The sequence below is a fragment of the Thalassovita gelatinovora genome (assembly GCF_001458355.1).
GTDB lineage: Bacteria > Pseudomonadota > Alphaproteobacteria > Rhodobacterales > Rhodobacteraceae > Thalassobius > Thalassobius gelatinovorus.
This window is the reverse complement of record NZ_CYSA01000019.1, coordinates 93,904-118,924: the sequence shown is the minus strand read 5'-3', so window position 1 is coordinate 118,924 and position 25,021 is coordinate 93,904. Positions and strand designations below refer to the sequence as shown.

General features: G+C 58.5%; 26 protein-coding genes. 17 read left to right on the top strand and 9 right to left on the bottom strand.

Annotation, left to right across the window (positions count from 1 at the left end; genetic code table 11):
* The first annotated feature begins 58 nt into the window (after nucleotides 1–58).
* The 6 genes from TG4357_RS10790 (at nucleotide 59) to TG4357_RS10765 (ending at nucleotide 4,344) form a co-directional block, all read left to right on the top strand.
* The gene (locus tag TG4357_RS10790; RefSeq protein WP_058262905.1) at nucleotides 59–736 is read left to right on the top strand and encodes a cell division ATP-binding protein FtsE; all 678 of its coding nucleotides are present in this window, start codon (nucleotides 59–61) and stop codon (nucleotides 734–736) included.
* Nucleotides 733–1,635, top strand: a complete 903-nt coding sequence (locus tag TG4357_RS10785) for a cell division protein FtsX (protein WP_058262904.1) — start codon at nucleotides 733–735, stop codon at nucleotides 1,633–1,635. The genes TG4357_RS10790 and TG4357_RS10785 overlap by 4 nt, the downstream gene beginning before the upstream one ends.
* Nucleotides 1,635–2,375, top strand: coding sequence for a lysophospholipid acyltransferase family protein (locus TG4357_RS10780; protein ID WP_058262903.1), 741 nt, complete (start codon nucleotides 1,635–1,637; stop codon nucleotides 2,373–2,375). The genes TG4357_RS10785 and TG4357_RS10780 overlap by 1 nt, the downstream gene beginning before the upstream one ends.
* Complete coding sequence (locus TG4357_RS10775; RefSeq protein WP_058262902.1) at nucleotides 2,362–2,967, top strand: pyridoxamine 5'-phosphate oxidase family protein; 606 nt, start codon at nucleotides 2,362–2,364, stop codon at nucleotides 2,965–2,967. Before TG4357_RS10780 ends, TG4357_RS10775 begins: the two co-directional genes overlap by 14 nt.
* Before the next feature lie 144 nt (nucleotides 2,968–3,111).
* The gene (locus tag TG4357_RS10770; protein WP_058262901.1) at nucleotides 3,112–3,792 is read left to right on the top strand and encodes a nitroreductase; all 681 of its coding nucleotides are present in this window, start codon (nucleotides 3,112–3,114) and stop codon (nucleotides 3,790–3,792) included.
* Nucleotides 3,793–3,912: 120 nt separating this feature from the next.
* Nucleotides 3,913–4,344 (top strand): CBS domain-containing protein, encoded by a 432-nt coding sequence (locus TG4357_RS10765; protein WP_058262900.1) that lies wholly within the window; start codon nucleotides 3,913–3,915, stop codon nucleotides 4,342–4,344.
* A 48-nt stretch (nucleotides 4,345–4,392) separates the two neighbouring features.
* Here TG4357_RS10765 and lpdA read toward each other — a convergent pair whose 3' ends face one another.
* The 8 genes from lpdA to TG4357_RS10725 all read right to left on the bottom strand — a co-directional run bounded on the left by lpdA (nucleotide 4,393) and on the right by TG4357_RS10725 (nucleotide 14,615).
* Nucleotides 4,393–5,781 carry a dihydrolipoyl dehydrogenase gene (lpdA, locus tag TG4357_RS10760; RefSeq protein ID WP_058262899.1) on the bottom strand — a complete coding sequence of 463 codons (1,389 nt, stop codon included), beginning with the start codon at nucleotides 5,779–5,781 and terminating at the stop codon, nucleotides 4,393–4,395.
* 120 nt (nucleotides 5,782–5,901) lie between these two features.
* The gene (locus TG4357_RS10755; RefSeq protein WP_058262898.1) at nucleotides 5,902–6,879 is read right to left on the bottom strand and encodes a glycosyltransferase family 2 protein; all 978 of its coding nucleotides are present in this window, start codon (nucleotides 6,877–6,879) and stop codon (nucleotides 5,902–5,904) included.
* A gap of 152 nt (nucleotides 6,880–7,031) precedes the next feature.
* Entirely contained in the window at nucleotides 7,032–8,540 is a 1,509-nt protein-coding gene (odhB, locus tag TG4357_RS10750) for a 2-oxoglutarate dehydrogenase complex dihydrolipoyllysine-residue succinyltransferase (protein ID WP_058262897.1), read from the bottom strand.
* 3 nt (nucleotides 8,541–8,543) lie between these two features.
* Nucleotides 8,544–11,513: a 2-oxoglutarate dehydrogenase E1 component gene (locus TG4357_RS10745; protein ID WP_058262896.1), complete on the bottom strand. Its 2,970-nt coding sequence runs from the start codon at nucleotides 11,511–11,513 to the stop codon at nucleotides 8,544–8,546.
* Entirely contained in the window at nucleotides 11,506–11,670 is a 165-nt protein-coding gene (locus tag TG4357_RS19510; protein ID WP_158509070.1) for a hypothetical protein, read from the bottom strand. Before TG4357_RS19510 ends, TG4357_RS10745 begins: the two co-directional genes overlap by 8 nt.
* A 58-nt stretch (nucleotides 11,671–11,728) precedes the next feature.
* Nucleotides 11,729–12,616, bottom strand: coding sequence for a succinate--CoA ligase subunit alpha (gene sucD / locus TG4357_RS10735; protein WP_058262894.1), 888 nt, complete (start codon nucleotides 12,614–12,616; stop codon nucleotides 11,729–11,731).
* Nucleotides 12,617–12,620: 4 nt separating this feature from the next.
* Nucleotides 12,621–13,814 carry an ADP-forming succinate--CoA ligase subunit beta gene (gene sucC / locus TG4357_RS10730; RefSeq protein WP_058262893.1) on the bottom strand — a complete coding sequence of 398 codons (1,194 nt, stop codon included), beginning with the start codon at nucleotides 13,812–13,814 and terminating at the stop codon, nucleotides 12,621–12,623.
* Between the two features lie 387 nt (nucleotides 13,815–14,201).
* Nucleotides 14,202–14,615: a DUF4345 domain-containing protein gene (locus tag TG4357_RS10725; RefSeq protein ID WP_058262892.1), complete on the bottom strand. Its 414-nt coding sequence runs from the start codon at nucleotides 14,613–14,615 to the stop codon at nucleotides 14,202–14,204.
* Between the two features lie 170 nt (nucleotides 14,616–14,785).
* Here TG4357_RS10725 and TG4357_RS10720 point away from each other — a divergent pair, with 170 nt between their 5' ends.
* Nucleotides 14,786–15,286 carry a TetR/AcrR family transcriptional regulator gene (locus tag TG4357_RS10720; RefSeq protein WP_058262891.1) on the top strand — a complete coding sequence of 167 codons (501 nt, stop codon included), beginning with the start codon at nucleotides 14,786–14,788 and terminating at the stop codon, nucleotides 15,284–15,286.
* A 67-nt stretch (nucleotides 15,287–15,353) separates the two neighbouring features.
* Here the strand turns inward: TG4357_RS10720 and mdh are convergent, their stop codons facing one another.
* Entirely contained in the window at nucleotides 15,354–16,316 is a 963-nt protein-coding gene (mdh, locus tag TG4357_RS10715; RefSeq protein ID WP_058262890.1) for a malate dehydrogenase, read from the bottom strand.
* 161 nt (nucleotides 16,317–16,477) lie between these two features.
* On the opposite strand from mdh, the gene TG4357_RS10710 reads away from it, so the two are divergent.
* The 10 genes from TG4357_RS10710 to TG4357_RS10665 all read left to right on the top strand — a co-directional run bounded on the left by TG4357_RS10710 (nucleotide 16,478) and on the right by TG4357_RS10665 (nucleotide 24,890).
* Nucleotides 16,478–17,230, top strand: coding sequence for a sulfite exporter TauE/SafE family protein (locus TG4357_RS10710; protein WP_058262889.1), 753 nt, complete (start codon nucleotides 16,478–16,480; stop codon nucleotides 17,228–17,230).
* 323 nt (nucleotides 17,231–17,553) lie between these two features.
* Nucleotides 17,554–18,411, top strand: a complete 858-nt coding sequence (locus tag TG4357_RS10705; protein ID WP_058262888.1) for an HpcH/HpaI aldolase/citrate lyase family protein — start codon at nucleotides 17,554–17,556, stop codon at nucleotides 18,409–18,411.
* A gap of 40 nt (nucleotides 18,412–18,451) precedes the next feature.
* Entirely contained in the window at nucleotides 18,452–18,997 is a 546-nt protein-coding gene (locus TG4357_RS10700) for an NnrU family protein (RefSeq protein ID WP_058262887.1), read from the top strand.
* A gap of 5 nt (nucleotides 18,998–19,002) precedes the next feature.
* A complete protein-coding gene (locus TG4357_RS10695; RefSeq protein ID WP_058262886.1) occupies nucleotides 19,003–19,206 on the top strand; it encodes a DUF1737 domain-containing protein in 204 nt (67 codons plus the stop codon).
* Nucleotides 19,206–20,237: a MaoC family dehydratase gene (locus TG4357_RS10690; RefSeq protein ID WP_058262885.1), complete on the top strand. Its 1,032-nt coding sequence runs from the start codon at nucleotides 19,206–19,208 to the stop codon at nucleotides 20,235–20,237. Before TG4357_RS10695 ends, TG4357_RS10690 begins: the two co-directional genes overlap by 1 nt.
* A gap of 406 nt (nucleotides 20,238–20,643) precedes the next feature.
* Nucleotides 20,644–21,027, top strand: a complete 384-nt coding sequence (gene sdhC, locus TG4357_RS10685; RefSeq protein WP_058262884.1) for a succinate dehydrogenase, cytochrome b556 subunit — start codon at nucleotides 20,644–20,646, stop codon at nucleotides 21,025–21,027.
* A gap of 13 nt (nucleotides 21,028–21,040) precedes the next feature.
* On the top strand, nucleotides 21,041–21,412 hold the full coding sequence (sdhD, locus tag TG4357_RS10680) for a succinate dehydrogenase, hydrophobic membrane anchor protein (protein ID WP_058262883.1): 372 nt from the start codon (nucleotides 21,041–21,043) through the stop codon (nucleotides 21,410–21,412).
* Nucleotides 21,413–21,425: 13 nt separating this feature from the next.
* Nucleotides 21,426–23,231 (top strand): succinate dehydrogenase flavoprotein subunit, encoded by a 1,806-nt coding sequence (gene sdhA / locus TG4357_RS10675; protein WP_058262882.1) that lies wholly within the window; start codon nucleotides 21,426–21,428, stop codon nucleotides 23,229–23,231.
* 9 nt (nucleotides 23,232–23,240) lie between these two features.
* A complete protein-coding gene (locus TG4357_RS10670) occupies nucleotides 23,241–24,032 on the top strand; it encodes an FkbM family methyltransferase (RefSeq protein ID WP_058262881.1) in 792 nt (263 codons plus the stop codon).
* 75 nt (nucleotides 24,033–24,107) lie between these two features.
* A complete protein-coding gene (locus tag TG4357_RS10665) occupies nucleotides 24,108–24,890 on the top strand; it encodes a succinate dehydrogenase iron-sulfur subunit (RefSeq protein ID WP_058262880.1) in 783 nt (260 codons plus the stop codon).
* The last annotated feature ends 131 nt before the right edge of the window (nucleotides 24,891–25,021 follow it).

Below are 25,021 nucleotides of genomic sequence, written 5' to 3'. Positions count from 1 at the left end.
TGCATTGCATCTGCGCTGCACCTCGTGCAGAAAAAGACAGCTTTCAAAGGGGGCGGCGGTGATCGAATTAGAAAACGTAGCCTATAGTTATGGTGGCGGCGAGTTGTTGAGTGAAATCTCGGTCAAATTGGCGCCCGGGTCGTTTCATTTCCTGACCGGCCCGTCCGGCGCAGGCAAGACTACGTTCATGAAGCTTTGTTATGGCGCATTGCTGCCCACAGCCGGGCATGTCCGGCTGTTCAATCACGACGTCCGGTTAATGGACCGCGACGATATCGCGCTCAATCGTCGCAGGATCGGAGTGGTCCATCAGGATTGCCAGTTTCTCGATCACTTGCCGGTGCATGAAAACATTGCATTGCCTCTGTCTGTCTCGGGGCGCGACAGCTTGGACGAACTGGCCAATCTGAAGGAACTGGTGAGCTGGGTCGGATTGAAATCCCGGGCCGAGGCGTTGCCTCCGGAATTATCGGGGGGAGAAAGGCAGCGCGCGGCACTGGCCCGTGCGGTGATCATGTCCCCCGATGTGGTGCTGGCGGATGAACCGACTGGCAATGTCGATTGGGAAATGTCACAACGCCTGCTGCAATTGCTGATCGAACTGAACCGGATGGGCAAAACCATTCTGATCGCCACCCATGATTTGAACCTGATCCGCGCCGCCAAAAGCCAGGTGCAGGCACGGGTGCTGCGGATCGCCAACCGACGGGTGCAATTGGCGGGGGCGGATCTATGAAATTGCTGTCCCGTTGTTCCGCGTTTTTTGTAGGTGATGCCCAAGCCGACCGAGTGGTGCCGCCGACTGGGTTTACCGCGAACCTGACCATATTCAGCGCTGCCGCGATGGGGTTCTTGGCGGTGTTCGCGCTGGCGCTGTCATTGGCTGCTGGACGGTTGGCGGATCGCTGGAGCAATGAATTGGCCCGCAGTTCGACTTTGCGGATTTCGGCCCCGGCCGACCAGATGGATGCCCAGATCGCCGCCGCTTTGCGGGTGTTGGAAACGACGCCCGGCGTGGCCACCGCCCACGCGTTGAACGACGATGAACAGCGCACCTTGCTGGAACCGTTTTTCGGTCCGGATCTGCCGCTGGATACCTTGCCCATCCCCCAACTTATCGCAATCAATGAATCCGTTCAGGGCTATGACGCCACCGGCCTGCGGTTGCGGCTGGCTGCGGAAGTGCCCGGCGCGGTTCTGGACGATCATACCCGCTGGCGTAAACCGCTGGTCCGGGCCGCGTCGCGGCTGCGGTTGTTGGGCTGGACCGCTTTCCTGCTGATTGGCGGTGCGATGGCGGCGATGATTACGCTGGCGGCGCAGTCGGCCCTAGCCGCCAATACCCAAGTGATTTCGGTGCTGCGGTTGGTCGGGGCGCAAGACAGCTATATTGCCGGGGCTTTTGTGCGCCGCTTCACCTTGCGCGGGTTCTCCGGGGCCGCGATTGGCATGGTGGCTGGCGTTGTCGCCATTGCCTTGTTGCCTGCAGCTCAGGATGAGGGCGGGTTTCTGACCGGCCTTGGGTTCCACGGGGCGCATTGGCTCTGGCCGCTGCTGATCCCGATGGTCGGTGGCATTGTCGCTTTTGCTGCTACCCGCGCCGCCGCCCGCCGCAAATTGAAGGAACTGCCCTAATGGCCTATGCTTGGCGCTGGTTCCGCAGTCTGATCTTTGTCGGCCAGATGTATGTAATGATGGGGATCATGGGCATCGTTTTCTTTCCTTGGGCCGTGTTCAGCCGGAAAGGCGCTTTTTTCACCTGTAAAGCCTATTGCCGCTGGGTTCTGTGGACGGCCCGCTGGATGATCGGATTGCGCGGTGAAATTCGTGGGGAGGTGCCGACTGACGAAGTCATGATTGCGGCCAAGCATCAGTCTTTTTTTGATATTTTGCTGATTTTCCACGCCCTGCCAGCAGCGAAATTCATCATGAAGCGGGAATTGCTGTGGGCACCGATCATTGGCCAATACGCCTATCGCATTGGTTGTGTTCCGGTGGATCGCGGCAAGCGTGGTTTGGCGATCAAGAAGATGGTTGCCGATGTCGCCAAGGGAACACAAATTCCCGGTCAACTGGTGATCTATCCGCAGGGTACCCGGGTCGCGGCAGGGGATCGCAAGCCTTACAAGGTCGGTACGGCGGTGTTGTCCGACGAATTGGGCCAAGATTGTGTGCCGACGGCCACCAATGTGGGCGTGTTCTGGAAACGCACCGGGATTTACCGCAAGCCGGGACTGGCAGTGGTCGAATTTTTACCACGCATTCCGCACGGATTGCCGCGTAAGGAATTCATGGCGCGTTTGGAAGACGAGGTTGAAACAGCATCGAATGCCTTGATGCGTGAAGCGGGGTTTGATCCGGATGGAATGGATTGAAAGCATAGAAGCGCTTGAGGTGCTATATGGCGAACCGGGCGCGGCATCGCTGAAAAAGGTGGCGCGGCGGCTGACGCCGGACTACCGGCGCTGGATCATGGCGTCACGGTTTTGCGTGGTCTCTACCGTGGGGCCGGAGGGCATTGATGGCAGCCCGCGCGGTGACGATGGTCCGGTGGTGCTGGAACTGAATGAAAACACTTTGGCGCTGCCCGACTGGCGCGGCAATAACCGGATCGACACGTTGTGCAATATCGTGCGCGATCCGCGTATCGCGCTGATGTTCCTGGTGCCGGGGTCATCAAATGCGGTGCGGGTCAACGGCGCGGCGCGGGTGACGGCGGATGCCGGTCTGATCGCGCGCTTTGACCGCGACGGCAAGAAACCCCGCACAGTTATCGTGATTCGCATTGACGAAATCTATACCCAATGCGGCCGCGCGATCCTGCGGTCGCGTTTATGGTCGGGCGCGGATGAAAGCGCCGACTTGCCCACGGTGGGACAAATCCTGTCGGCGATGACCGTGGGCGATTTCGACGGCGATGGCTATGACCGCGACTGGGCCGGGCGTGCCGCAAAGACCATGTGGTGAGGCCGAGGGCGGTTGGCCGCAGGTTACGCAGAGCAAATGTTTTTATATTGCCCCGCTTTGGACCACTGTGACGCCGCGTCCTGCGTTGACCCTTCTCCCTGATTGTCGAACCCTTGCGCAGGAGACATTGAAAGGGAGAGCAGGATGGAACTGGAACAGGCAATGATGGGGCGGCGCAGCATTCGGGGCTATAAATCGGACCCCGTGCCACGCGAATTGCTGGAAGAAATCATCGCACTTGCTGGCCGTGCACCATCCTCGATGAATACGCAGCCTTGGCATTTTCACGTACTGACCGGCGAACCGCTGGAAAGGGTGCGGCAGGGCAATTCGGAAAAGATGCTGGCCGGTGTGCCGCCACAGCGGGAAATTTCTGATCATGGCAGCTATGAGGGCGTCCACCGGGAACGCCAAGTCGAGATTGCCAAGCAGCTATTCGCCGCCATGGGGATTGCCCGCGAAGACAAGGAAATGCGGCAAGATTGGGTGATGCGCGGTTTTCGCCAGTTCGACGCGCCGGTTTCGATCGTGGTGACCTTTGACAAATCTGCAGGGATGCATGGCACCATTGCCCATTTCGATCTTGGGGCGGTGACCCACGGGTTGGTGCTGGCGGCATGGAACCGGGGCTTGGGAACGGTGATCAACGGGCAAGGCATCATGCAATCGCCCGTCGTTCGCGAAGTGGCGCAGATCCCCGATGATCAGGTGATCATGACCTGCGTGGCGCTGGGATGGCCGAACGAAGATTTCCCGGCCAATACCGTGCAGTCAACGCGTCGCCCGGTGGCGGAAACCACCCGCTTTATCGGGTTTCCCGAATAACGCTGCGGGCCCGGACATTCCTTCTCGGTCCGCCCGGGCCCCATTACACCTCTGTCGCCCTGAGCGACTGGATCGCTAGTTGTCTGGTGTTTCCTTGGTCTTGCGGCTAGAAAAGGAACCATGAGCACGACAACCATTCGAAATATTCTTGGCACCCGCAAGGTGCATTCCGTTTCGCCAGAAACCCCGATTCAGGAAGCGGCCCGACTTATGGCCGAACTGAACGTGGGGGCGTTGGCGGTTCTCGATGGGGCTACGCTTAAAGGTATCCTGTCTGAACGCGACATCGTGTTCCGCGTCGTGGCGCAGGGCCTGTCCTTGGCCGATACGCCGGTCAGCACGGCGATGACCGCAGACCCGGTGACCATCGACATAGATGACGCGGTTTCCGAAGCGCTGATCGTGCGGCTGGGCGAGTCGTTCCGCCATCTTCCTGTGCTGGAAACGGGCCGGGTGGCCGGGCTGTTATCCTACCGCGATATCCCGGCGGAATACGCGATGCTTTACGAACGGTTCCGTGAAATGTCCGGAGCGCGCGCGGATCAGAAGTGAAAGGCCACCCTTGCGGGTGACCTTTGTTTTGTCTGCCTGTGCGGCTGATTACGCGTGGATCGCGCCGTCACCACAGGCCAGCGCAGCTTCGCGCACGGCTTCCGAAAAGGTCGGGTGCGCGTGGCAGGTCAGCGCCACGTCTTCGGCCGAGGCACCGAATTCCATCGCCACGCAAATTTCGTGGATCAGGTCGCCCGCGCCGGGGCCGATGATGTGGCAGCCCAGAACCCGGTCGGTTTCAGCATCCGCCAGCAACTTGACGAAGCCCTCGCCCTGAAACACGGCCTTGGCGCGGGCATTGCCCATGAAGGAAAATTTGCCAGCTTTGTAAGCGACGCCTTCTTGCTTCAACTGTTCTTCGGTCTTGCCCACCGTGGCGATTTCGGGCGCGGTGTAGATTACACCGGGGATCACGCCGTAATTCACATGCCCTGCCTTGCCGGCGACAACTTCGGCGCAGGCCATGCCTTCGTCTTCGGCCTTGTGCGCCAGCATCGGCCCGTCGATCACATCGCCGATGGCATAGATGCCTTTGACACTGGTCTGCCAATGGTCATCGGTCTTGATCTGGCCGCGCGGGCTGATTTCCACGCCGAGCGCTTCAAGTCCCAACCCATCTGTGTAGGGTTTCCGGCCCGTTGCAACCAGAACCACGTCGGCGTCGAGCGTGGCTTCGCTGTCATCCTTGCGCAGCTTGTAGGTCACCTTGGCCTTGGTCTTGGTGGCGTCGACTTTCTGCACCGCCGCGCCCATGATGAAGTCCAGCCCTTGTTTTTTCAGTATCCGCTGGAAGGTCCTTTGCACTTCGGCATCCATGCCCGGGGTGATCTGATCGAGGAATTCCACCACCGTGACCTCGGAACCCAGACGTTTATAGACTGAGCCCAATTCCAGCCCGATAACACCGGCACCGATCACCACCAATTTCTTCGGAATCTTCGGCAGTTCCAGCGCCCCGGTGGAACTGACCACCACTTTTTCGTCGATCTTGACCCCGGGGATTGAGGACGCTTCGGACCCGGTTGCGACGATGATGTTCTTGGCGTCATGGATATCGTCGCCGACCTGCACCTTGCCTGTGGCAGGGATCGAAGCCCGGCCTTTGATCCAGTCGATCTTGTTCTTCTTGAACAGGAATTCAATTCCCTTGGTGTTGCCTGCCACGACCTCGTCCTTGTAGGACAGCATCTGTTTCCAATCGACCGAAGGCGATTTGCCCTTCAGCCCCATCTTGGCGAAATTATGTTCCGCTTCGTGCAACTGGTGGGAAGCATGAAGCAACGCCTTGGACGGGATGCAGCCCACGTTCAGGCAGGTGCCGCCCAAGGTGTCGCGGCTTTCGACACAGGCGGTTTTGAGGCCAAGCTGGGCGCAGCGGATGGCTGCTACATAGCCGCCGGGGCCAGCGCCGATTACGATTACGTCATATTGTGCCATTGGCTGTCTCCGTCAGATCTTTGAGCGTTTGTTGGATGGGTTTAGCGGGCGGGGCGGGGAGTGTTTGCCCCCCACGGCCCCTGCGGGCCTCCCCCCGAGGGTATTTGCGAACAGAAGAAGTCATGCAGCCCCCCTTTTGGTCCAGGCGCGGAGGGTTTTCGGGGTCAGGATTGTGGCGCGGCGGGTTTCAAACCAGTCTTGGCAGGTGCGTTCTGCGGTGGCAATCTGCTGATCACTGCGCAGCGCGGCAAGGCGGCGGTCTGTGTCGGGCCAGTGACGCAGGATGGCGCGGTCTTCGACATCGTTGCGATTGGCCTGTCGGTGCCAGCTGGAGTGCAGCAGGTATTTGTCCATGCCCTGTTTGCCTTGGCCATCGCCGCGGTCATTTTTCATCAAGAACAGGTCCTGTGATTTGACCCCGTAATGGTTCAGCCGCGCATTGCGGGCGCGGCACGATACTTCCCGGTCGCGGAAGCGGGCGGATTTGGCATCGTAAAGCGTGCGATTGGAGAGCCATTCGTCATCCGGCGACAGCACCAGCGGGTTTTCGGCCAGCGGGTCCAGCGGGTTGTGATCGGTGGCACGGGCAAAGCTGGCGACGCGGAACAGGCATTTGGATTTGGTTTCGCCCGGCGTGGGTCCGGGTTCGGCGCGGGTGAAGCTTCGCAGCACTGACGCACCCGGGGTCCAGTGGGTCAGGCCGCTATCGCCGAAATTGCGCCAGCAGATCGGGACGACATCGGCGCGGCCGACAAGGGTCAGCAGGTCGGCAATTTTGCCGTCGCCGAGATCGATCAGCAGAAATTCATCGCTGTCGATATGCAGGCACCAGGTAAAGCCATTGTCGCGCAGATGTTTCAGCGCGAGGTCCATACCGTAATCCTGTGGATTGCTTCCTTCGGGGAGGGTCTGTCGGATATGGATAATATGGCCCAAGGCAGCCAACTGGTCGAGCAGCGCGTCGGAGCCGTCAGTATTGTCATTGCTGACGATAACGATGGCGTCGAAGCCAAGCCCCTGATGATAGGCGATCCATTCCAGCACGAAGATCCCTTCGTTGCGCATGCAGGAAACGAGGGCGGTTTTTTCCGGGGTCATCTCGGCCCGACCTTCCGGTTTTTCCGGGCGGGATCTTCTGACGGAAAGTACATCACGAGGATCAACACGAAAACCCTTCCTGTTGCGGACAAGGCGGGCCGCAGCCCGCCCCATCGCGGTGTCGTAGGCCGGGCTTCAGCCCGGCCCTGCCTTTAGAGATCCATCAGCAACCGGCGCGGGTCTTCCAGCGCTTCCTTGACGCGCACGAGGAAGGTCACGGCACCCTTGCCGTCGACGATGCGGTGATCGTAGCTGAGCGCCAGATACATCATCGGGCGGATCTTGATTTCGCCGTTGATGACCATCGGCCGGTCCTGGATCTTGTGCATGCCGAGGATCCCCGATTGCGGCGGGTTCAGGATCGGCGAGGACATCAGCGAGCCGTAGACACCGCCGTTGGAGATGGTAAAGGTGCCGCCCTGCATTTCGGCCATGCTGAGTTTACCATCGCGGGCGCGCTTGCCCTTTTCGGCAATCGCTTTTTCGATCTCGGCAAAGGACATCTGGTCGGCATCGCGGATCACCGGAACCACCAGCCCCTGCGGCGTGCCCGCAGCGATGCCCATATGGACGAAGTTCTTGTAGACGATGTCGGTCCCGTCGATTTCGGCGTTCACTTCCGGCACTTCTTTCAGCGCGTGGCAGCAAGCCTTGGTGAAGAAGGACATGAAGCCAAGTTTCACGCCGTGTTTTTTCTCGAACAGTTCCTTGTATTCTTTGCGCAAAGCCATCGTTTCGGTCATGTCCACCTCGTTATAGGTGGTCAGGATCGCAGCCGCGTTCTGCGCGTCCTTCAGACGCCGCGCAATGGTTTGGCGCAGGCGGGTCATCTTGACCCGTTCTTCGCGACCAGCGTCGTCGGCATTGACCGGGCCGCGCGGCATTGCGGTTGGCTGCGGGGATGCCGCTGCGGGCGCAGTGGTGGCAGACGCAATGGCCTTGGCTACGTCTTCTTTCATCACGCGGCCATCTTTGCCGCTTGCGGTGACGGCGTCGCGGCTGATGCCGGCTTCGGCCATGGCTTTCTTGGCAGAAGGGGCGTCTTCGACATCCTTGCCACCAGCAGCGGGGGCTGTGGTGGAGGCGGATTGCATGTCCGCTGCGGGCGCGGCCACGGTTCCGGCGGCACCTGCTGCAATGACCGCCAGTTTGGCACTGGCATCAACGGTACTGCCTTCAGGGGCCACGATTTCTGCCAGCACACCGGCGGCGGGGCTGGGCACTTCGACCGACACTTTGTCGGTTTCCAGTTCGCACAGCATTTCATCCTGTGCCACGGCGTCGCCGACTTTCTTGAACCAACTTGAAACGGTGGCCTCGGTCACCGATTCACCCAAAGAGGGGACCATCACATCCACCGATTTTCCGGCGGCTGCGGTCGGGGCGGCGTCGTTGGCGGCCGGAGCAGGGGCCGCTGCGGTTGCCCCTTCAGTGATGTTTGCCAGCAGGGCATCAACGCCCACGGTGGTGCCTTCGGATGCCACGATTTCGGTCAGAGTGCCTGCCGCGGGACTGGGCACTTCGACGGTTACCTTGTCGGTTTCCAGTTCGCACAGCATTTCATCGGCTGCGACGACATCGCCGGGTTTCTTGAACCAGGTGGCAACCGTCGCTTCGGTGACGGATTCGCCGAGGGTGGGGACACGTACTTCGGTCGTCATCGGTTAATTTCCTTCGATGGTCAGCGCGTCGTCGACGAGCTGTTGTTGCTGGGCTTTATGCTGGCTGGCTAGACCGGTCGCCGGCGATGCCGAGGCCGAGCGGCCGACATAGGTCGGACGGGTATGCTTGGCGCCGATCCGGGTCAGAACCCATTCGATATTGGGTTCGATGAAGTTCCAGCCGCCTTGGTTCTTGGGTTCTTCCTGACACCAAACCATTTCGGCATTCTTGAAGCGTTCAAGTTCCTTCACCATGGTCATGGCGGGGAACGGATAGAACTGTTCAAGCCGCATCAGGTACACATTGTCCAGACCGCGTGCATCGCGTTCTTCCAGCAGGTCGAAATAGACTTTGCCGGAACACAGGACGACGCGCTTGATCTGGTCATCCGGGGCAAGTTTGGTATCGGAATGGCCTTTTTCGGCGTCATCCCACAACACCCGGTGGAACGAAGATCCGGTCTGGAAATCCTCGGCATCGGAAATGCACAGTTTGTGACGCAGCAGCGATTTCGGTGTCATCAGGATCAGTGGCTTGCGGTAGGTACGGTGCAGTTGCCGCCGCAGGATGTGAAAATAGTTCGCCGGCGTGGTGCAGTTCGCCACGATCCAGTTATCGCCGCCACACATGGTCAGGAACCGTTCCAGACGGGCCGAGCTGTGTTCCGGCCCCTGGCCTTCGAACCCATGCGGCAGCAGGCAGACCAAGCCCGACATGCGCAGCCACTTGGCTTCGCCCGAGCTGATGAACTGATCGAACATGATCTGAGCGCCGTTGGCGAAATCGCCAAACTGGGCTTCCCACATGGTCAGTGCATTCGGTTCGGCAAGCGAATAGCCGTATTCGAAGCCCAGCACCGCATATTCCGACAGCATCGAGTCGATGACTTCGTAACGGGCCTGACCTTCTCGGATGTGGTTCAGCGGATAGTAGCGTTCTTCGGTTTCCTGATTTACCAACCCCGAATGGCGCTGCGAAAAGGTGCCACGGGTCGAATCCTGACCAGACAGACGGATCGGATACCCTTCGGTCAGAAGCGAACCAAAAGCCAGAGCTTCGCCGGTGGACCAGTCAAATCCGGTGCCGGTTTCGAACATCTTCTTCTTGGTTTCCAGCAACCGGGAAACGGTTTTATGCAGTGGGAACCCTTCAGGCGCACGGGTCAGCGAATCGCCGACTTGGGCCATGGTTTCTGGCGAAATCGCGGTTTGGCCACGCTGGTATTTGTTGCGTTCTTGCTTATCAAGATGCGACCAGCGGCCATCCAGCCAATCGGCCTTGTTCGGCTTGAAGTCCTTGCCCGCTTCGAATTCTTCATTCAGATGGGCCTGAAACGAGGCTTTCATGTCCTCGATTTCGCCTTCCGGGATCAACCCGTCCTTGACCAGACGTTCTGTATAAAGCTGAAGCGTGGTCTTGTGCTTCTTGATCTGATTGTACATCAGCGGATTGGTGAACATTGGTTCGTCACCTTCGTTATGGCCGAAGCGGCGATAACAGAAGATGTCGATCACGACGTCCTTGTGGAATTTCTGGCGGAATTCTGTCGCCACCTTGGCGGCGTGTACCACTGCTTCGGGATCGTCGCCATTCACGTGGAAAATGGGAGCTTCGACCATCAGCGCGATATCAGTCGGATAGGGTGATGACCGCGAAAAATGCGGCGCGGTGGTAAACCCGATCTGGTTGTTCACGACAATGTGGATGGTGCCGCCGGTTCTGTGGCCACGCAGGCCCGACAGGCCGAAACATTCCGCGACAACGCCTTGACCGGCAAAGGCGGCGTCACCATGCAGCAGCACAGGGATCACCGATACACGATCAGGATCGTTCATCTGGTCGGTCTTGGCGCGGACCTTGCCCAGAACGACCGGGTTCACCGCTTCCAGGTGCGACGGGTTTGCGGTCAGCGACAGGTGGACTTTGTTATTGTCGAATTCGCGGTCTGACGATGCGCCGAGATGGTACTTCACATCGCCCGATCCGTCGACGTCTTCGGGTTTGAAGCTGCCGCCTTGGAACTCATTGAAAATGGCGCGATAGGGTTTTTCCATCACGTTGGCCAGAACCGACAACCGGCCCCTATGTGGCATCCCGACGACAACTTCCTTTGCCCCCAGGCTACCGCCACGCTTGATGATCTGTTCCATCGCAGGGATCAGCGCTTCACCGCCATCAAGGCCGAACCGCTTGGTACCCATGTATTTGACATGCAGGAACTTTTCAAAACCCTCGGCCTCGACCAGCTTGTTCAGGATCGCTTTGCGCCCCTCGCGGGTAAAGGTGATTTCCTTGTTGAAGCCTTCGATCCGTTCTTTCAGCCAGCCAGCTTCTTCGGGGTTCGAAATGTGCATGTATTGCAGTGCGAAGGTGCCACAATAGGTGCGTTTCACGATATCGAGGATTTGCCGCAGTGATGCGATCTGCAAACCCAGCACGTTGTCGATGAAAATCGGTCGGTCCATGTCGGCTTCGGTGAAGCCATAGGATTTCGGGTCCAGTTCGGGATGCGGGTTTTCTTCCTGCATGCCCAGCGGATCCAGATCGGCCACCAGATGACCGCGAATCCGGTAAGCGCGGATAATCATCAGGGCCCGGATCGAATCCAGAACGGCGCGTTTGACTTCCTCATCGCTGACCTCGACGCCTTTTTCGGCGGCCTTGGCGGCGATTTTCTTGCCGGCTTCCTTGCCTTCCTTGATCGGGGCGGCGGGCCATTGACCATCCAGAGCGGCGGTCAGATCGTCATTCGGAACCGGCGGCCAGTCAGCGCGGGCCCAGGACGGGCCTTGGGCTTCGGCCTTCACGTCCATGTCCGTATCGCCGAGCTGGCGGAAAAATTCCTGCCACGCCTCATCGACCGCATTGGGATCGTTGGCGTATCGGGCATAAAGCTGTTCGAGATATTCCGCGTTATGCCCCTGCATGAAACTGGAGGCGTGGAAGGTATCGTTCGGAGACTGATCATTCATGGCGCTGTTCCTCGAATGAGGCGGGGGATGAGGAGGAATAAGTGAGTGGATTGGGGCGAAGCATCGCCCCGTCCCAGAAACGAGTCGTCGGGTCGGCCTTTTTGACCGATACGACGGTGATCGGGACCAAAGCCCCGATCAAGGCGACAAAGAGCATGACCGCCGGAATGTCCCGAATGCGGCTGTGCCCGTTATGGTCGCATGGAGGCTCCATATCAGCCGAGTTCGATCGCTTTCAGCACGGCTTCACCCAAAGTGGCTGGGCTGTCGGCGACAACGATCCCGGCGGCTTTCATTGCTTCGATCTTGTCTTCCGCGCCGCCCTTGCCACCGGCAACGATGGCACCGGCATGGCCCATGCGACGGCCCGGAGGGGCGGTGCGCCCGGCGATGAAACCGGCAACCGGCTTCCAGCGGCCTTTTTTCTTCTGTTCGGCCAGGAATGCGGCGGCTTCTTCTTCGGCCGAGCCCCCGATTTCACCGATCATGATGATCGACTGGGTTTCATCGTCGTCCAGGAACATGTCCAGCACGTCGATATGTTCGGTGCCCTTGATCGGGTCGCCGCCAATGCCCACAGCCGAAGATTGGCCCAGACCGATATCCGAGGTCTGCTTGACCGCTTCATAAGTCAGGGTGCCGGAGCGAGACACAACACCAACCGAACCACGTTTGTGGATATGGCCGGGCATGATACCGATCTTGCAGGCACCGGGGGTGATGACACCAGGGCAGTTCGGGCCGATCAGGCGCGATTTGCTATCTTCCAGCGCGCGCTTCACCTTCATCATGTCCAGCACCGGGATGCCTTCGGTGATACAGACGATCAGTTCCATTTCCGCGTCGATCGCTTCGAGGATCGAGTCGGCCGCGAACGGCGGGGGAACATAGATCACGGTAGCGTTGGCTTCGGTTTTCGCCATCGCTTCGTGGACCGAGTTGAAGACCGGCAGGCCCAGATGGTCCATGCCGCCCTTGCCGGGGGTGACACCGCCGACCATCTTGGTGCCATAAGCAATGGCTTGTTCGGTGTGGAAGGTGCCTTGCGAGCCGGTCAGGCCCTGACAGATCACCTTGGTGTTTTCGTCTACGAGTACTGCCATTGTCTTAGCCCTTCACCGCTTTCACGATCTTTTCTGCACCATCCGACAGGTTGTCGGCGGCGATCACATCAAGACCCGAAGTGTTGATGATTTCTTTGCCTTGTTCGACATTGGTGCCTTCCAGACGTACGACCAGCGGAACTTGCAGGCCGACTTCTTTCACTGCAGCGATCACGCCTTCGGCGATGACATCGCAGCGCATGATGCCGCCGAAGATGTTGACCAGGATGCCTTTGACGTTGGGATCACTGGTGATGATCTTGAACGCTTCGGTCACTTTTTCCTTGGTCGCGCCGCCGCCCACATCGAGGAAGTTGGCAGGCTCGGCACCGTAAAGCTTGATGATGTCCATCGTGGCCATCGCCAAACCGGCACCGTTCACCATGCACCCAATTTCGCCGTCCAGCGCGATATAGTTCAGGTCGAATTTGCTGGCTGCCAATTCCTTGGGGTCTTCTTCGGTTTCGTCACGCAAAGCGGCGACATCGGCATGGCGGTAAATCGCGTTGCCATCGAACCCCAGCTTGGCGTCCAGCACTTTCAGGTCGCCATTGTCCATAACGATCAGCGGGTTGATTTCCAGCATCTCCATGTCCTTCTCGACGAAGGCTTTATAGAGCTGACCCATCAACTTGACGCATTGTTTGACCTGACCGCCGGTCAGACCCAGAGAAAAGGCGATGCGGCGGCCATGGAACGGCATGTAGCCGGTGGCCGGATCGACGCTGAAGCTGAGAATTTTTTCCGGGGTATTGGCGGCGACTTCTTCGATGTCCATGCCGCCTTCGGTCGAGCAAACGAAAGAAATCCGCGACGTCTGGCGATCCACCAGCAGCGCCAGGTACAATTCGCGTTCGATGTCGGACCCGTCTTCGATATAGATCCGGTTGACCTGCTTGCCCGCCGGGCCGGTCTGATGCGTGACCAGGGTACGGCCCAGCATTTTCTTGGCTTCTTCGGCGGCTTCCTCTACCGACTTGGCCAGGCGCACGCCGCCTTTTTCACCGGCATCGGCTTCCTTGAAGGACCCTTTGCCGCGGCCACCTGCGTGGATTTGTGCCTTAACCACCCAAAGCGGACCGTCGAGTTCGCCTGCGGCAGTTTTTGCGTTCTCGGCCTTCAGGACGACACGTCCTTCCGATACCGGGGCGCCGTATTCGCGAAGCAGTGCTTTCGCCTGATACTCATGAATGTTCATGAAATTGTCCCGTCTTGCTACGATTAAGCATGGTCTGACATAGGCCAACGCAATGTTTAATTGTTTTTTTAGGGCGTGGCGGGATTTGGCGGATATTTCTGCGTTTTGTGATCACAGCTTTGAAAAGTGTGATCACAAACGCGGAGTCTGCTTTTGACGTGATTCGCAGTCCGCCAAATTTATTCAAATAGCCGAAGATTATCAGGTCAAGTTTTTCCGCAGGGCCGAAGAACGCGGCCCCTGTCGGTTTTTTTAACGGTGGCTTGCCGCGTCTGCGGGGCGGGTCGTGTCGAAGGGAGCGCGCAGAGTGTACGGGTTCGGCGCAAAAAAAAAGGCGGGCCTCATCACCCAGATGAGACCCGCCTGTTTTCGGTTCTGAATGCGGACTTAATTCGCAGCCATCGGCGTGCCGTTCCCGGCTCCTTTGCCCCGCCACAGCAAGACGAGCGCGGTCAGCCCCAAGACCCATTCAATGGCCATGACCGTGGCGAGCGTCGTGTCCGGCGCCCCGTCGAAGCCAAGGCTGACAACGCGACCCAGACCGTAGCCGAGATAGGCCAGGGCAGACAGCAGCAGCGCCAGTTCGATGCGGCTGCCCCGCAGCGCGGACCAGAGCACGAACAGGCCGCAGACCAGCAAGACCATCCCGCCCGAACGCAGGTCGGAGCGCAGCAGGGTCATGTCGGGCAGGCTATGACCCGAACTGGCATACATCACGTCCGGTGCGAAGCTGAGCATCAGGCCGACCAGTAGCAGGACGGCCGAAGACAGGAAGAGGAAGGGTTTGATGAATTTTGTCATGGTAAGTCTCTTTTTGACACGGTGTAAGAATGTTGGTTAGATGCCGCAAAACCTTACATCATGTCAATTAAAAATCTTACATCATGTCAAATAAGCGAACGAAAACCCGCCATCTCCTTCTGGATACTGTACTTTCTCTGTTGCTCGCCCCCGAGGGATCGCTCCTGCGGATGATCGATGTGGCCAAGGCCGCAGGGGTCACCCGGCAAACGGTCTATGACCATTTCACCAATCGGTCCGAGATGCTGACCGCTGCGATTCTGCATTTCGGCGACCAGCTGGATGTCGACGCCCGGCTGGCACCCAGCCGCGCCGCACCGGATGGGCGCAGCCGCCTCACCGCTTATACCCAGGCGATGCTGGAATTCTTTCCCGCTATTTACCCGTTGAAACAATCGCTGATGCGGATGGGACCCGGCGACGAGGAGGCCAAATCCGCCTGGGAGGACCGCATTCGCGCGATGAAGGAAGGCTGCGCGGCGGCGGTCAGCGCGCTCAAAGCCGATGGCGATCTGCTGGATCACCTGACCGAGGCAAGGGCGACAGATTTGTATTTCACCCTGCTTAACATGGACGGCTGGGCGCATTGCGTGTTGGAAAACGGCTGGCCGGAAGTTGAGTATCTGGCCGAAATGCAGCGGGTCACCCATCTGGCGCTGGTGAAGCCCTGAGCCGAAAGCAAAGAAAAAGGGCCCGGAAACCGGACCCTTTCGAGATGCCTTGCAGGTGATCTGACGCTTATGCCAGCGACGGATCGATTTCCTTACACGCGGCGACTAGGCCTTTCACGGCGTCGACCGACTTGTCGAACATGACCTGTTCTTCTTTGGTCAGCTTGATGTCGATAACTTTTTCGATGCCACCAGCGCCGATCACGGTCGGCACGCCGACATACATGTCCTTGACGCCAATTTCGCCATCGCAATAAGCGGCGCAGGGAAGAACGCGCTTCTGATCCTTGAGATAGGCTTCGGCCATTTCGATTGCCGAAGTGGCGGGTGCATAGAAGGCCGACCCGGTTTTCAGCAGGCCAACAATTTCGGCGCCGCCGTCACGGGTGCGCTGCACGATGGCGTCCAGCTTGTCCTGCGTGGTCCAGCCCATTGCGACCAGATCGGGCAGCGGAATGCCGCCAACGGTCGAATAGCGAACCGACGGCACCATGGTGTCGCCGTGGCCGCCCAGAACAAAGGCGGTGACGTCTTTCATCGACACGCCGAATTCCACCGACAGGAAATGGCTGAAACGGGCGCTGTCCAGAACGCCGGCCATGCCACAGACTTTGTTCGCGGGCAGACCCGAGAATTGCTGCAGGGCCCAGACCATCGCGTCCAGCGGGTTGGTGATGCAGATCACGAATGCGTTTGGTGCGTGGTCGCGAATGCCTTCGCCGACCGACTTCATGACCTTCAGGTTGATACCCAGCAGGTCATCGCGGCTCATGCCGGGTTTGCGCGGCACGCCTGCGGTCACGATGCATACATCGGCACCGGCGATGTCCTCATAGGACTGGGTGCCTTTCAGCGTCGCGTCGAAGCCTTCCGAAGGGCCTGATTCAGCGATGTCCAACGCTTTGCCTTCGGGGGTGCCTTCGGCAATGTCGAACAGAACGACGTCGCCGAGTTCTTTCAGGGCTACGAGGTGGGCAAGGGTGCCACCGATCTGTCCTGCGCCGATGAGGGCGATCTTGGGTCTGGCCATGGAATTTATCTCCGGTCCGTTGAGAAATCGCGCATGGGGTAGACCCTTCCGGTCTTTCACGCAAGGGTGCTGCGATGCGGCACCGGGATTTTTGTGACTGTGATGTGACGATTTTTGCAGCTAAATCAGGCATGATAGCGCGAACGAAAGGGGTTGCGGAAATGCAGATGGATTTGATGGCTTCGGCGATTGCCGCAGCTGCTGCGGTTTTTGCGGGTATTTCCAAGGGCGGTTTTGGGTCTGGGGCTGCTTTCGCTTCTGCCGCGATTCTCGCCATCGTGTTGGAACCGGCTCAGGCACTTGGTATCATGCTGCCGCTGTTGATGCTGATCGATGTCTCGACCCTGCGACCCTATTGGAAAAAGTGGAACTGGCCTGATGCTCGGATACTGATCTTGGGCGCGTTGCCGGGGGTTGTTCTGGGCGGTTGGCTGTACCAGAGCGTCGATGCCGATATTCTCCGCGTGCTGATCGGAGGAATCGCGGTGGTTTTTGTGCTGTGGCAGGTGGGAATGCGACTTGGCGTAATTTCAGCCCCAAAGCGATCGCTGCCGATCTGGGGCGGGGCAATTGCCGGGGTGGTCACCGGCTTTACCAGCTTTGTCAGTCACGCGGGTGGGCCGCCTGCTGCGGTTTATCTTCTGTCACGGAAGTTGGGCAAAACCCCGTATCAGGCGACGACCGTGCTCATCTTCTGGGCCATCAACCTGTTCAAATTTGTTTTGTATGGGTTTCTTGGTATCTTTACATATCAGACTTTGCTGGCGGATATCGTGTTGGCCCCGTTTGCCCTGCTGGGGGCATGGATCGGGGTGCGGTTGCATTACAAGGTTTCGGACCGGGTCTTTTTCGGGCTGACATATGTTTTGCTGATCCTGACCGGGACGAAACTGATCTGGGATGGTGTGACCTGACCACGCCGGATCAGGCCCCGTGCCCCCCCTGTTTCCGGCAACTTTGCCCGCTATGCCAAGGCAAACTGTCCGGTCGACCAGCCCCAAAAAGACCCGAATCGAAGGGTTGGACATCTTGTCGTTCATGTTGGGAGGATTTGGCCGAACGGTGATCCCGCTTCTGATCCGGTGGGGTGGAGAGGCACATCAGTGGTTGAAGCCGCGGTAAACGTGACGTTACGCAGGATCATTGTCTTGCGATTTCTGCAATGCGGCAAAAATCTGCTTGAAGTTTTTGATTAAAAATGCCCAATTCCGCGCAAGATTGTTGCGAGGAGATGCAAATGGACATGACCGCCCGCCCTTATCGTTCGGTACTCTATATTCCCGGGTCTAAGGACCGGGCGCTGGAGAAGGCCCGCAGCCTGCCGGTCGATGCGATCATCTTTGACCTTGAAGACGCAGTAACCCCCGATGCCAAGGTTGACGCCCGCGCGACGCTGAAGGCGGCGCTGGGGCAGGGCGGCTATGGCAATCGTGTCAAGATCATCCGGATCAACGGGCTTGATACCGAATGGGGGGCAGGTGATGTCGAAGCGCTGCGCGACGCGGACGCCGATGCTTTCCTGCTGCCCAAGGTCAATTCGGCCGCAGATGTGCAGGCGCTGGCCGATCTTTTGGGCAATGGCAAACCGATCTGGGCGATGATGGAAACCCCTCTGGGCATTCTCAATGCGCTGGAAATCGCCGCCCACCCGCAACTGGCCGGTTTCGTGGCGGGGACCAATGATTTGGCTAAGGAATTGAATTGCCGGTTCCGCGCCGACCGTTTACCGATGCAAGTGGCGTTGCAAACCATCCTGTTGGCGGCACGGTCGCATAACGTGGTTGCCATCGATGGGGTCTATAATCAGTTCAAGGATGACGAGGGGTTGAAGGTCGAATGCGATCAGGGCCGCGATCTGGGCTATGATGGCAAAACCCTGATCCATCCAGCGCAGGTGGACGTAACCAACGCCGCCTTCGCCCCTTCCGAGGCTGAGATCGAGCTGGCCAAACGCCAAATCGCCGCCTTTGAAGAAATCGAAGCCGCTGGGCAGGGCGTCGCGGTGGTTGATGGCAAGATCGTCGAAAATCTGCATGTCGAAACCGCGAAAAAAGCCCTGGCCAAGGCTGCGGCTATTGCCGAACTGGCCAAATAAGGCACAGTAGCGCCCAGAAATTTCTCTAATGGAGGCCTTCATGATCTGGCTTGTTCTGGGCGTATTGCTGTGGTCCGCAGCGCATTTGTTCAAACGGGTGGCACCCGAATTGCGCGCCACTTGGGGCGAAAAGGGCAAGGGGCCGATCGCGTTGGCGCTGCTTGTGTCGTTGGTGCTGATGGTGGTCGGGTACCGTATGGCGGACGGCGCAGTATTCTGGGGACGCTCCCCGATGCTGGCCGGGATCAACAACCTGCTGATGCTGGTTTCGATCTATTTCTTTGCTGCTTCGGGCATGAAAACCCGGATCACAGCGAAAGTGCGCCATCCGCAATTGACCGGGGTCAAGGTCTGGGCCTTGGGCCACTTGATCGTGAACGGCGACGTGCCGTCCTTCATTCTATTCGGTGGTTTGATGATCTGGGCCGTATTGGAAGTGGTCCTGATCAATAAAATCGAACCGGACTGGAAGAAACCGACCGAATTTTCGACCGGCAAGGAAATCGGTGCCGCTGTCGGGACGGTTTTGGTGTTCGGCGTAATCGCCATGATCCACATCTGGCTTGGCTATAACCCGTTTGGATGACACCCATGAAAATCTATCGTTTTCTGACTGCCGATGACACCTCGGCCTTCTGCCACAAGGTGACAGAGGCTCTGAACAAAGGCTGGGCGCTGCATGGCGATCCGACTTATGCCTTTGATACCGCCAACGGGGTCATGCGCTGTGGACAGGCGGTGATCAAAGACACCCCCGGCGAATACCATCCCGAACTGAAACTTGGAGACCAATGATGGCGAAGACCAATGCAGGCCGCTTTTTCGAGGATTACAAGCTGGGCGATGTTATCGCACATGCGGTTCCGCGTACCGTGGGCGAAGGTGAACGGGCGCTTTATCACGCGCTCTATCCCGCCCGTCACGCGCTTTATTCCTCTGATGAATTTGCCCGTGACTGTGGTCTGGAAGCAAGTCCGCTTGACGATCTGGCCGCGTTCCACGTGGTGTTCGGCAAGACGGTACCGGATGTGTCGCTGAACGCGGTGGCCAATCTGGGGTATGCCGAAGGCCGTTGGTTGCAACCGGTCTATCCCGGCGACACGTTGCGGTCGGTGTCCGAAGTGATCGGGCTGAAACAGAATTCCAATGGTAAATCCGGCGTCGTTTACGTGCGCACCCGTGGCATGAACCAGATGGGGGAAGTGGTTCTGGACTACGTCCGTTGGGTGATGGTGCGCAAACGCGATCTGGACGCAGCTGCCCCTGATACCGTTATCCCCGATCTACGCACGGTGATCCCGGCCGAAGATCTGGTGATCCCCGACGGGTTGGATTTTTCCAATTATGATTTCGTTCAGGCGGGCGAACCGCATCGTTGGGGCGATTATGAAATCGGTGAAAAGATCGACCATGTGGATGGGGTGACGATTGAAGAAGCCGAACATATGCTGGCAACTCGCTTGTGGCAGAACACCGCCAAGGTACATTTCGACGCTACCTTCCGCCCTGACGGACAGCGGTTGATCTATGGTGGTCACATTATTTCGATGGCCCGCGCGCTGTCGTTCAACGGGCTGGCCAATGCGCAGATGATCGTCGGCCTGAATGGTGGGGCCCACGCCAACCCCTGTTTCAGCGGATTGACGGTCAAAGCCTGGTCCGAAGTCCTGGACAAGGCCGAAACATCCGCACCGGGCGTCGGCGCGATCCGGTTGCGGCTGGTCGCCACTAAGGGTGGCGATGCGTTCCAACTGAAGGGCGAGGATGGGAAATACTTGCCTGAAGTTCTGTTAGACCTTGATTATTGGGCCTTGATGCCGATCTGATCACTGTTGACTCGAATGATCACACGGTCGCAGTGAACTCCGGTTTCGCGCCTTTGCTGCGGATCGAGTTTTCAGGCAATCCTGTGGTCAGCCGGACGCCCGTTACCGACTGATCGCGACACGGGATATTGAAGTGCCCCGATGTCGGATGATTTGGCGTCATGTGCATTGATTGAATGAAGCGGCGTTGCTGCATATGCAAAGTTACGTTCTGGAATCGCTCTCAATTCCGATAAAATCAATAAGGTTATTTTTGTGATCACACTGGGTTTCGCTGTGATCACAAATGATTGGATTTCTGAATTTTATGCAAAGTTTAGCGCTATAGCTGCACCCGTTGCGCGTGACATGAGCGAAAAAAACGGTAAGAAGGGGGTTAAGCAAGGGAACCCTGAAAGGATCTGATATGGCTGATGTGAAAAAGGCCGAGCGCCCGCTTTCTCCGCACATCCTAATCTATCGCCCGCAGCTGACAGCGATCACCTCTATTCTGACGCGGATCACCGGCAATGCTTTGATTGTCAGTGTTGTTCTGGTCGTGTGGTGGTTGCTGGCCGCGGCGACAAGTGCTGAATATTATGCTCTGGCCGATGCCGTCCTGACTTCGTGGTTTGGCGATCTGGTCATGACCCTGTCGGTGCTGGGTCTGTGGTATCATTACCTCGCGGGTCTGCGTCACCTCGCTTTTGATGCGGGCAAAGGGATGGATTTGCCTACTGCTGAAAAACTGGGTTGGGCCTGCCTGATCGGATCGGTCGTGTTGACCGTCCTGACCCTGATTATCGTTTAACCGGAGCCAAGCCATGCGTTATCTGACCGCCCGCAAACGCGCCGAGGGCAAAGGCGCTTCCCATACCGGGACCGAACATCACTGGTACATGACCGTCAGTTCGGTCGGACTGGCCTGTATGGTCCCGCTTTTCATCTTCATCTTGGGCCGTGCCCTTGGATCGTCACACGACGACGTGCTGGCCACGTTTTCCCGTCCATTCACGGCGGTTTTAACCGGTCTGGTTCTTCTGGTCGGCCTGCGCCACTTCGCAAAAGGTGCTCAGATGATGATCGAAGATTATGCACAAGGCACCACGCGCAAGCTGCTGGTGATGTTCGTGATCGGCCTGTCCTACGTTCTGACCGCATTCGGTCTGTTCGCCCTGGCCAAGATCGCGCTCTGAAGGAATTAGAAAAATGGCTGCATACGAATACGAGACGCACGATTATGACGTGGTTGTCGTCGGTGCCGGCGGTGCCGGACTGCGTGCCACTTTGGGCATGGCCGAACAGGGCCTGCGCACCGCTTGCGTAACCAAGGTGTTCCCGACCCGGTCGCATACTGTGGCGGCACAGGGCGGTATTGCCGCTTCGCTGTCCAACATGGGTCCCGATAACTGGCAATGGCACATGTACGACACCGTCAAGGGGTCGGACTGGCTGGGTGATACCGACGCGATGGAATACCTCGCCCGTGAAGCGCCCAAGGCGGTTTACGAACTGGAACATTACGGCGTGCCATTTTCGCGCACGGAAGAGGGCAAAATCTATCAGCGCCCCTTTGGTGGTCATACCACCGAATTCGGTGACGGCCCGCCGGTGCAGCGCACCTGCGCCGCAGCCGACCGGACCGGCCATGCGATCCTGCACACGCTTTACGGTCAGTCGCTGAAGAACAATGCCGAATTCTACGTCGAATATTTCGCCATCGACCTGATCATGTCCGAAGATGGCGTGTGCCAGGGCGTGGTGTGCTGGAAACTCGATGACGGCACCATGCACGTGTTCAATGCCAAGATGGTGGTGCTGGCCACTGGCGGGTATGGCCGCGCGTTCTTCTCGGCCACCTCGGCGCATACCTGCACCGGCGATGGCGGCGGCATGGTGGCGCGTGCCGGTCTGGCATTGCAGGACATGGAATTCGTGCAGTTCCACCCGACCGGCATCTACGGCTCGGGCTGCCTGATCACCGAAGGTGCGCGTGGGGAAGGCGGTTATCTGACCAACTCCGAAGGCGAACGATTCATGGAGCGCTATGCGCCTCAGTATAAAGATCTGGCACCGCGCGATTACGTGTCGCGTTCGATCACGATGGAAATCCGCGAAGGTCGCGGGGTTGGTGAAATGGGCGATCATATTCACCTGAACCTGTCGCACCTGCCCGCCGAAGCTTTGGCTGAACGCCTGCCGGGCATTTCCGAAAGCGCCAAGATTTTTGCCGGTGTCGATCTGCACAAGGAACCGATCCCGGTTCTGCCGACCGTTCACTATAACATGGGCGGCATCCCGACCAATTACTGGGGCGAGGTTCTGAACCCGAGCAAGGATGACCCGACTGCCATCGTGCCGGGCCTGATGGCCGCTGGCGAAGCTGGCTGCGCTTCGGTGCATGGGGCCAACCGCCTTGGCTCCAACTCGTTGATCGACCTTGTTGTGTTTGGTCGCGCGGCTTCGATCCGGGCAGGACAGATTGTCGATCCCGATGCGCCGAACCCGGAACTGAACCAAGCCTCGATCGACAAGGCGTTCGACCGGTTCGACGGGTTGCGCAACGGCAACGGGAATACGCCCACCGCTGAATTGCGGTTGGAAATGCAACGCACCATGCAAGCAGACGCAGCTGTGTTCCGGACCGACAAGACCCTGAAGGAAGGGGTTGAGAAGATGACCGCGATCGCCGCCAAGCTGGACGATCTGAAAGTCACCGATACCTCGCTGATCTGGAACAGCGATTTGATGGAAACGCTGGAATTGACCAACCTGATGCCGAACGCTTTGGCCACCATCGTCGGGGCGGAGGCACGCAAGGAATCCCGTGGTGCCCATGCCCACGAAGATTACCCGGATCGCGACGACAAGAACTGGCGTATTCACACCGTCAGCCGTGTTGAAGGCAACAAGGTCGATCTCAGCTACCGTCCGGTGATCGTCGATCCGCTGAGCACCGAAGCCGAAGGCGGTATTTCTCTGGCGAAAATCGCACCCAAGGCGCGGACGTTCTAAGGAAGCGCGATGGACCGGAACCAGCAAAAACACCTACGCAAAGCGTTTCAGGCCGCCGGGCCCAAGGTCCGGCGTCACCTGCGAGCGTTATTGCCTCAAAGCGCGATCAGCTTTGCGGGGGTGGAACTGCTGGTCAACCCGCAGGACAACTACACCGAACAGTGCATCTGGTTGAACGGCGAACCGCCCGAGGCGCAATCGTTGAAAGCGTTGACGGATATGATCGCCGGCAAGCGGGCGCTGGTGCTGGATATTGGCGGCAATTGCGGTGCGTTTGCCGTGCCTCTGGCCCGTGCTGCCGGCGACGGGTCGCGGGTGATCGCCTTTGAACCCAACCCGGTGATGCTGGGGCGCTTGGGCGAAAACGTGCGCCGCAACGACCTTGGCCATGTTGTGCGCATCGAAGGCTGCGCCTTGGGGGCCGAGGAAGGCGAAGCCAAACTGATGCTGCGGGCCGGAAATTACGGTCAGGCATCGTTGCGCGGCGTCGCCGCGAGCAAGGTCGACGGCGCAGTCTGCGTGCCGGTCCGGCCCTTGGCCCCGTATCTGAAGGGCGCGGATGATTACGATGTCTGCGTCATGAAGATAGATGTCGAAGGCTTCGAAGATTCGGTGCTGAACCCATGGCTGGATCAAGCGGGCGAGGCTGACATGCCCGACGCGATCCTGATGGAAACCGAACATGCAAAAGAATGGGATACTGACCTGATCGGGCGGGTTACTGCCGCAGGCTACAGCGCCTCGTTTGAAGGTGAAGGAAACACTTTGTTTGTCCGCGACGCGGGCCGACTAAGCACTTAACGCGGCGCTGGCCGCAGCAAAGATCACAAGGGCTCCGGGCTGCGACCCCGGGCCGTCCAAGCAGGAGATGCGACAATGGTCCAACTGACGCTCCCCAAGAATTCTCGGGTTCGTACCGGGAAAACCTGGCCCAAACCCGAGGGCGCGACGAATGTGCGCAAATTCCAGATCTATCGCTGGAACCCTGATGACGGCGAGAATCCCCGGGTGGATTCCTATTTCGTCGACATGGATAAATGTGGTCCGATGATTCTGGACGCGCTGATCAAGATCAAAAACGAAATTGACCCGACCCTGACCTTCCGCCGGTCCTGCCGCGAAGGCATCTGCGGGTCCTGTGCGATGAATATCGACGGCATCAACACGCTGGCCTGCATCTATGGTATGGACGAGGTCAAATCGGCCACGGTCAAGATTTACCCGCTGCCGCATATGCCGGTGGTCAAGGATTTGATCCCCGACCTGACCCATTTTTACGCCCAGCATGCCAGCATCATGCCGTGGTTGGAGACCAAGACAAACCGCCCGGCGAAAGAATGGAAGCAGTCGATCGAGGACCGCAAGAAACTCGATGGTCTGTATGAATGCGTGATGTGCGCCAGCTGCTCGACCTCCTGCCCCAGCTATTGGTGGAACAGCGACAAATATCTTGGCCCGGCTGCGCTGCTGCATGCCTATCGCTGGATCATCGACAGCCGGGATGAGGCCACCGGCGAACGGTTGGACGAACTGGAAGATCCGTTCAAACTGTATCGCTGTCACACGATCATGAACTGCACCAAGACCTGCCCCAAAGGGTTGAACCCGGCTGCGGCGATTGCCGAAATCAAGCGCATGATGGTCAACCGCACCGTGTAAGGTTTCATGCAGTTCGAACCATTCAAAAGGTCCGCCATCAGGCGGGCCTTTTTCTTTACCTATGGTCAATTTTGCAAATGCTGCATAGCGGCAAGGCACGATTGTCGGATGTTATTTTCGGCCCGATCGCT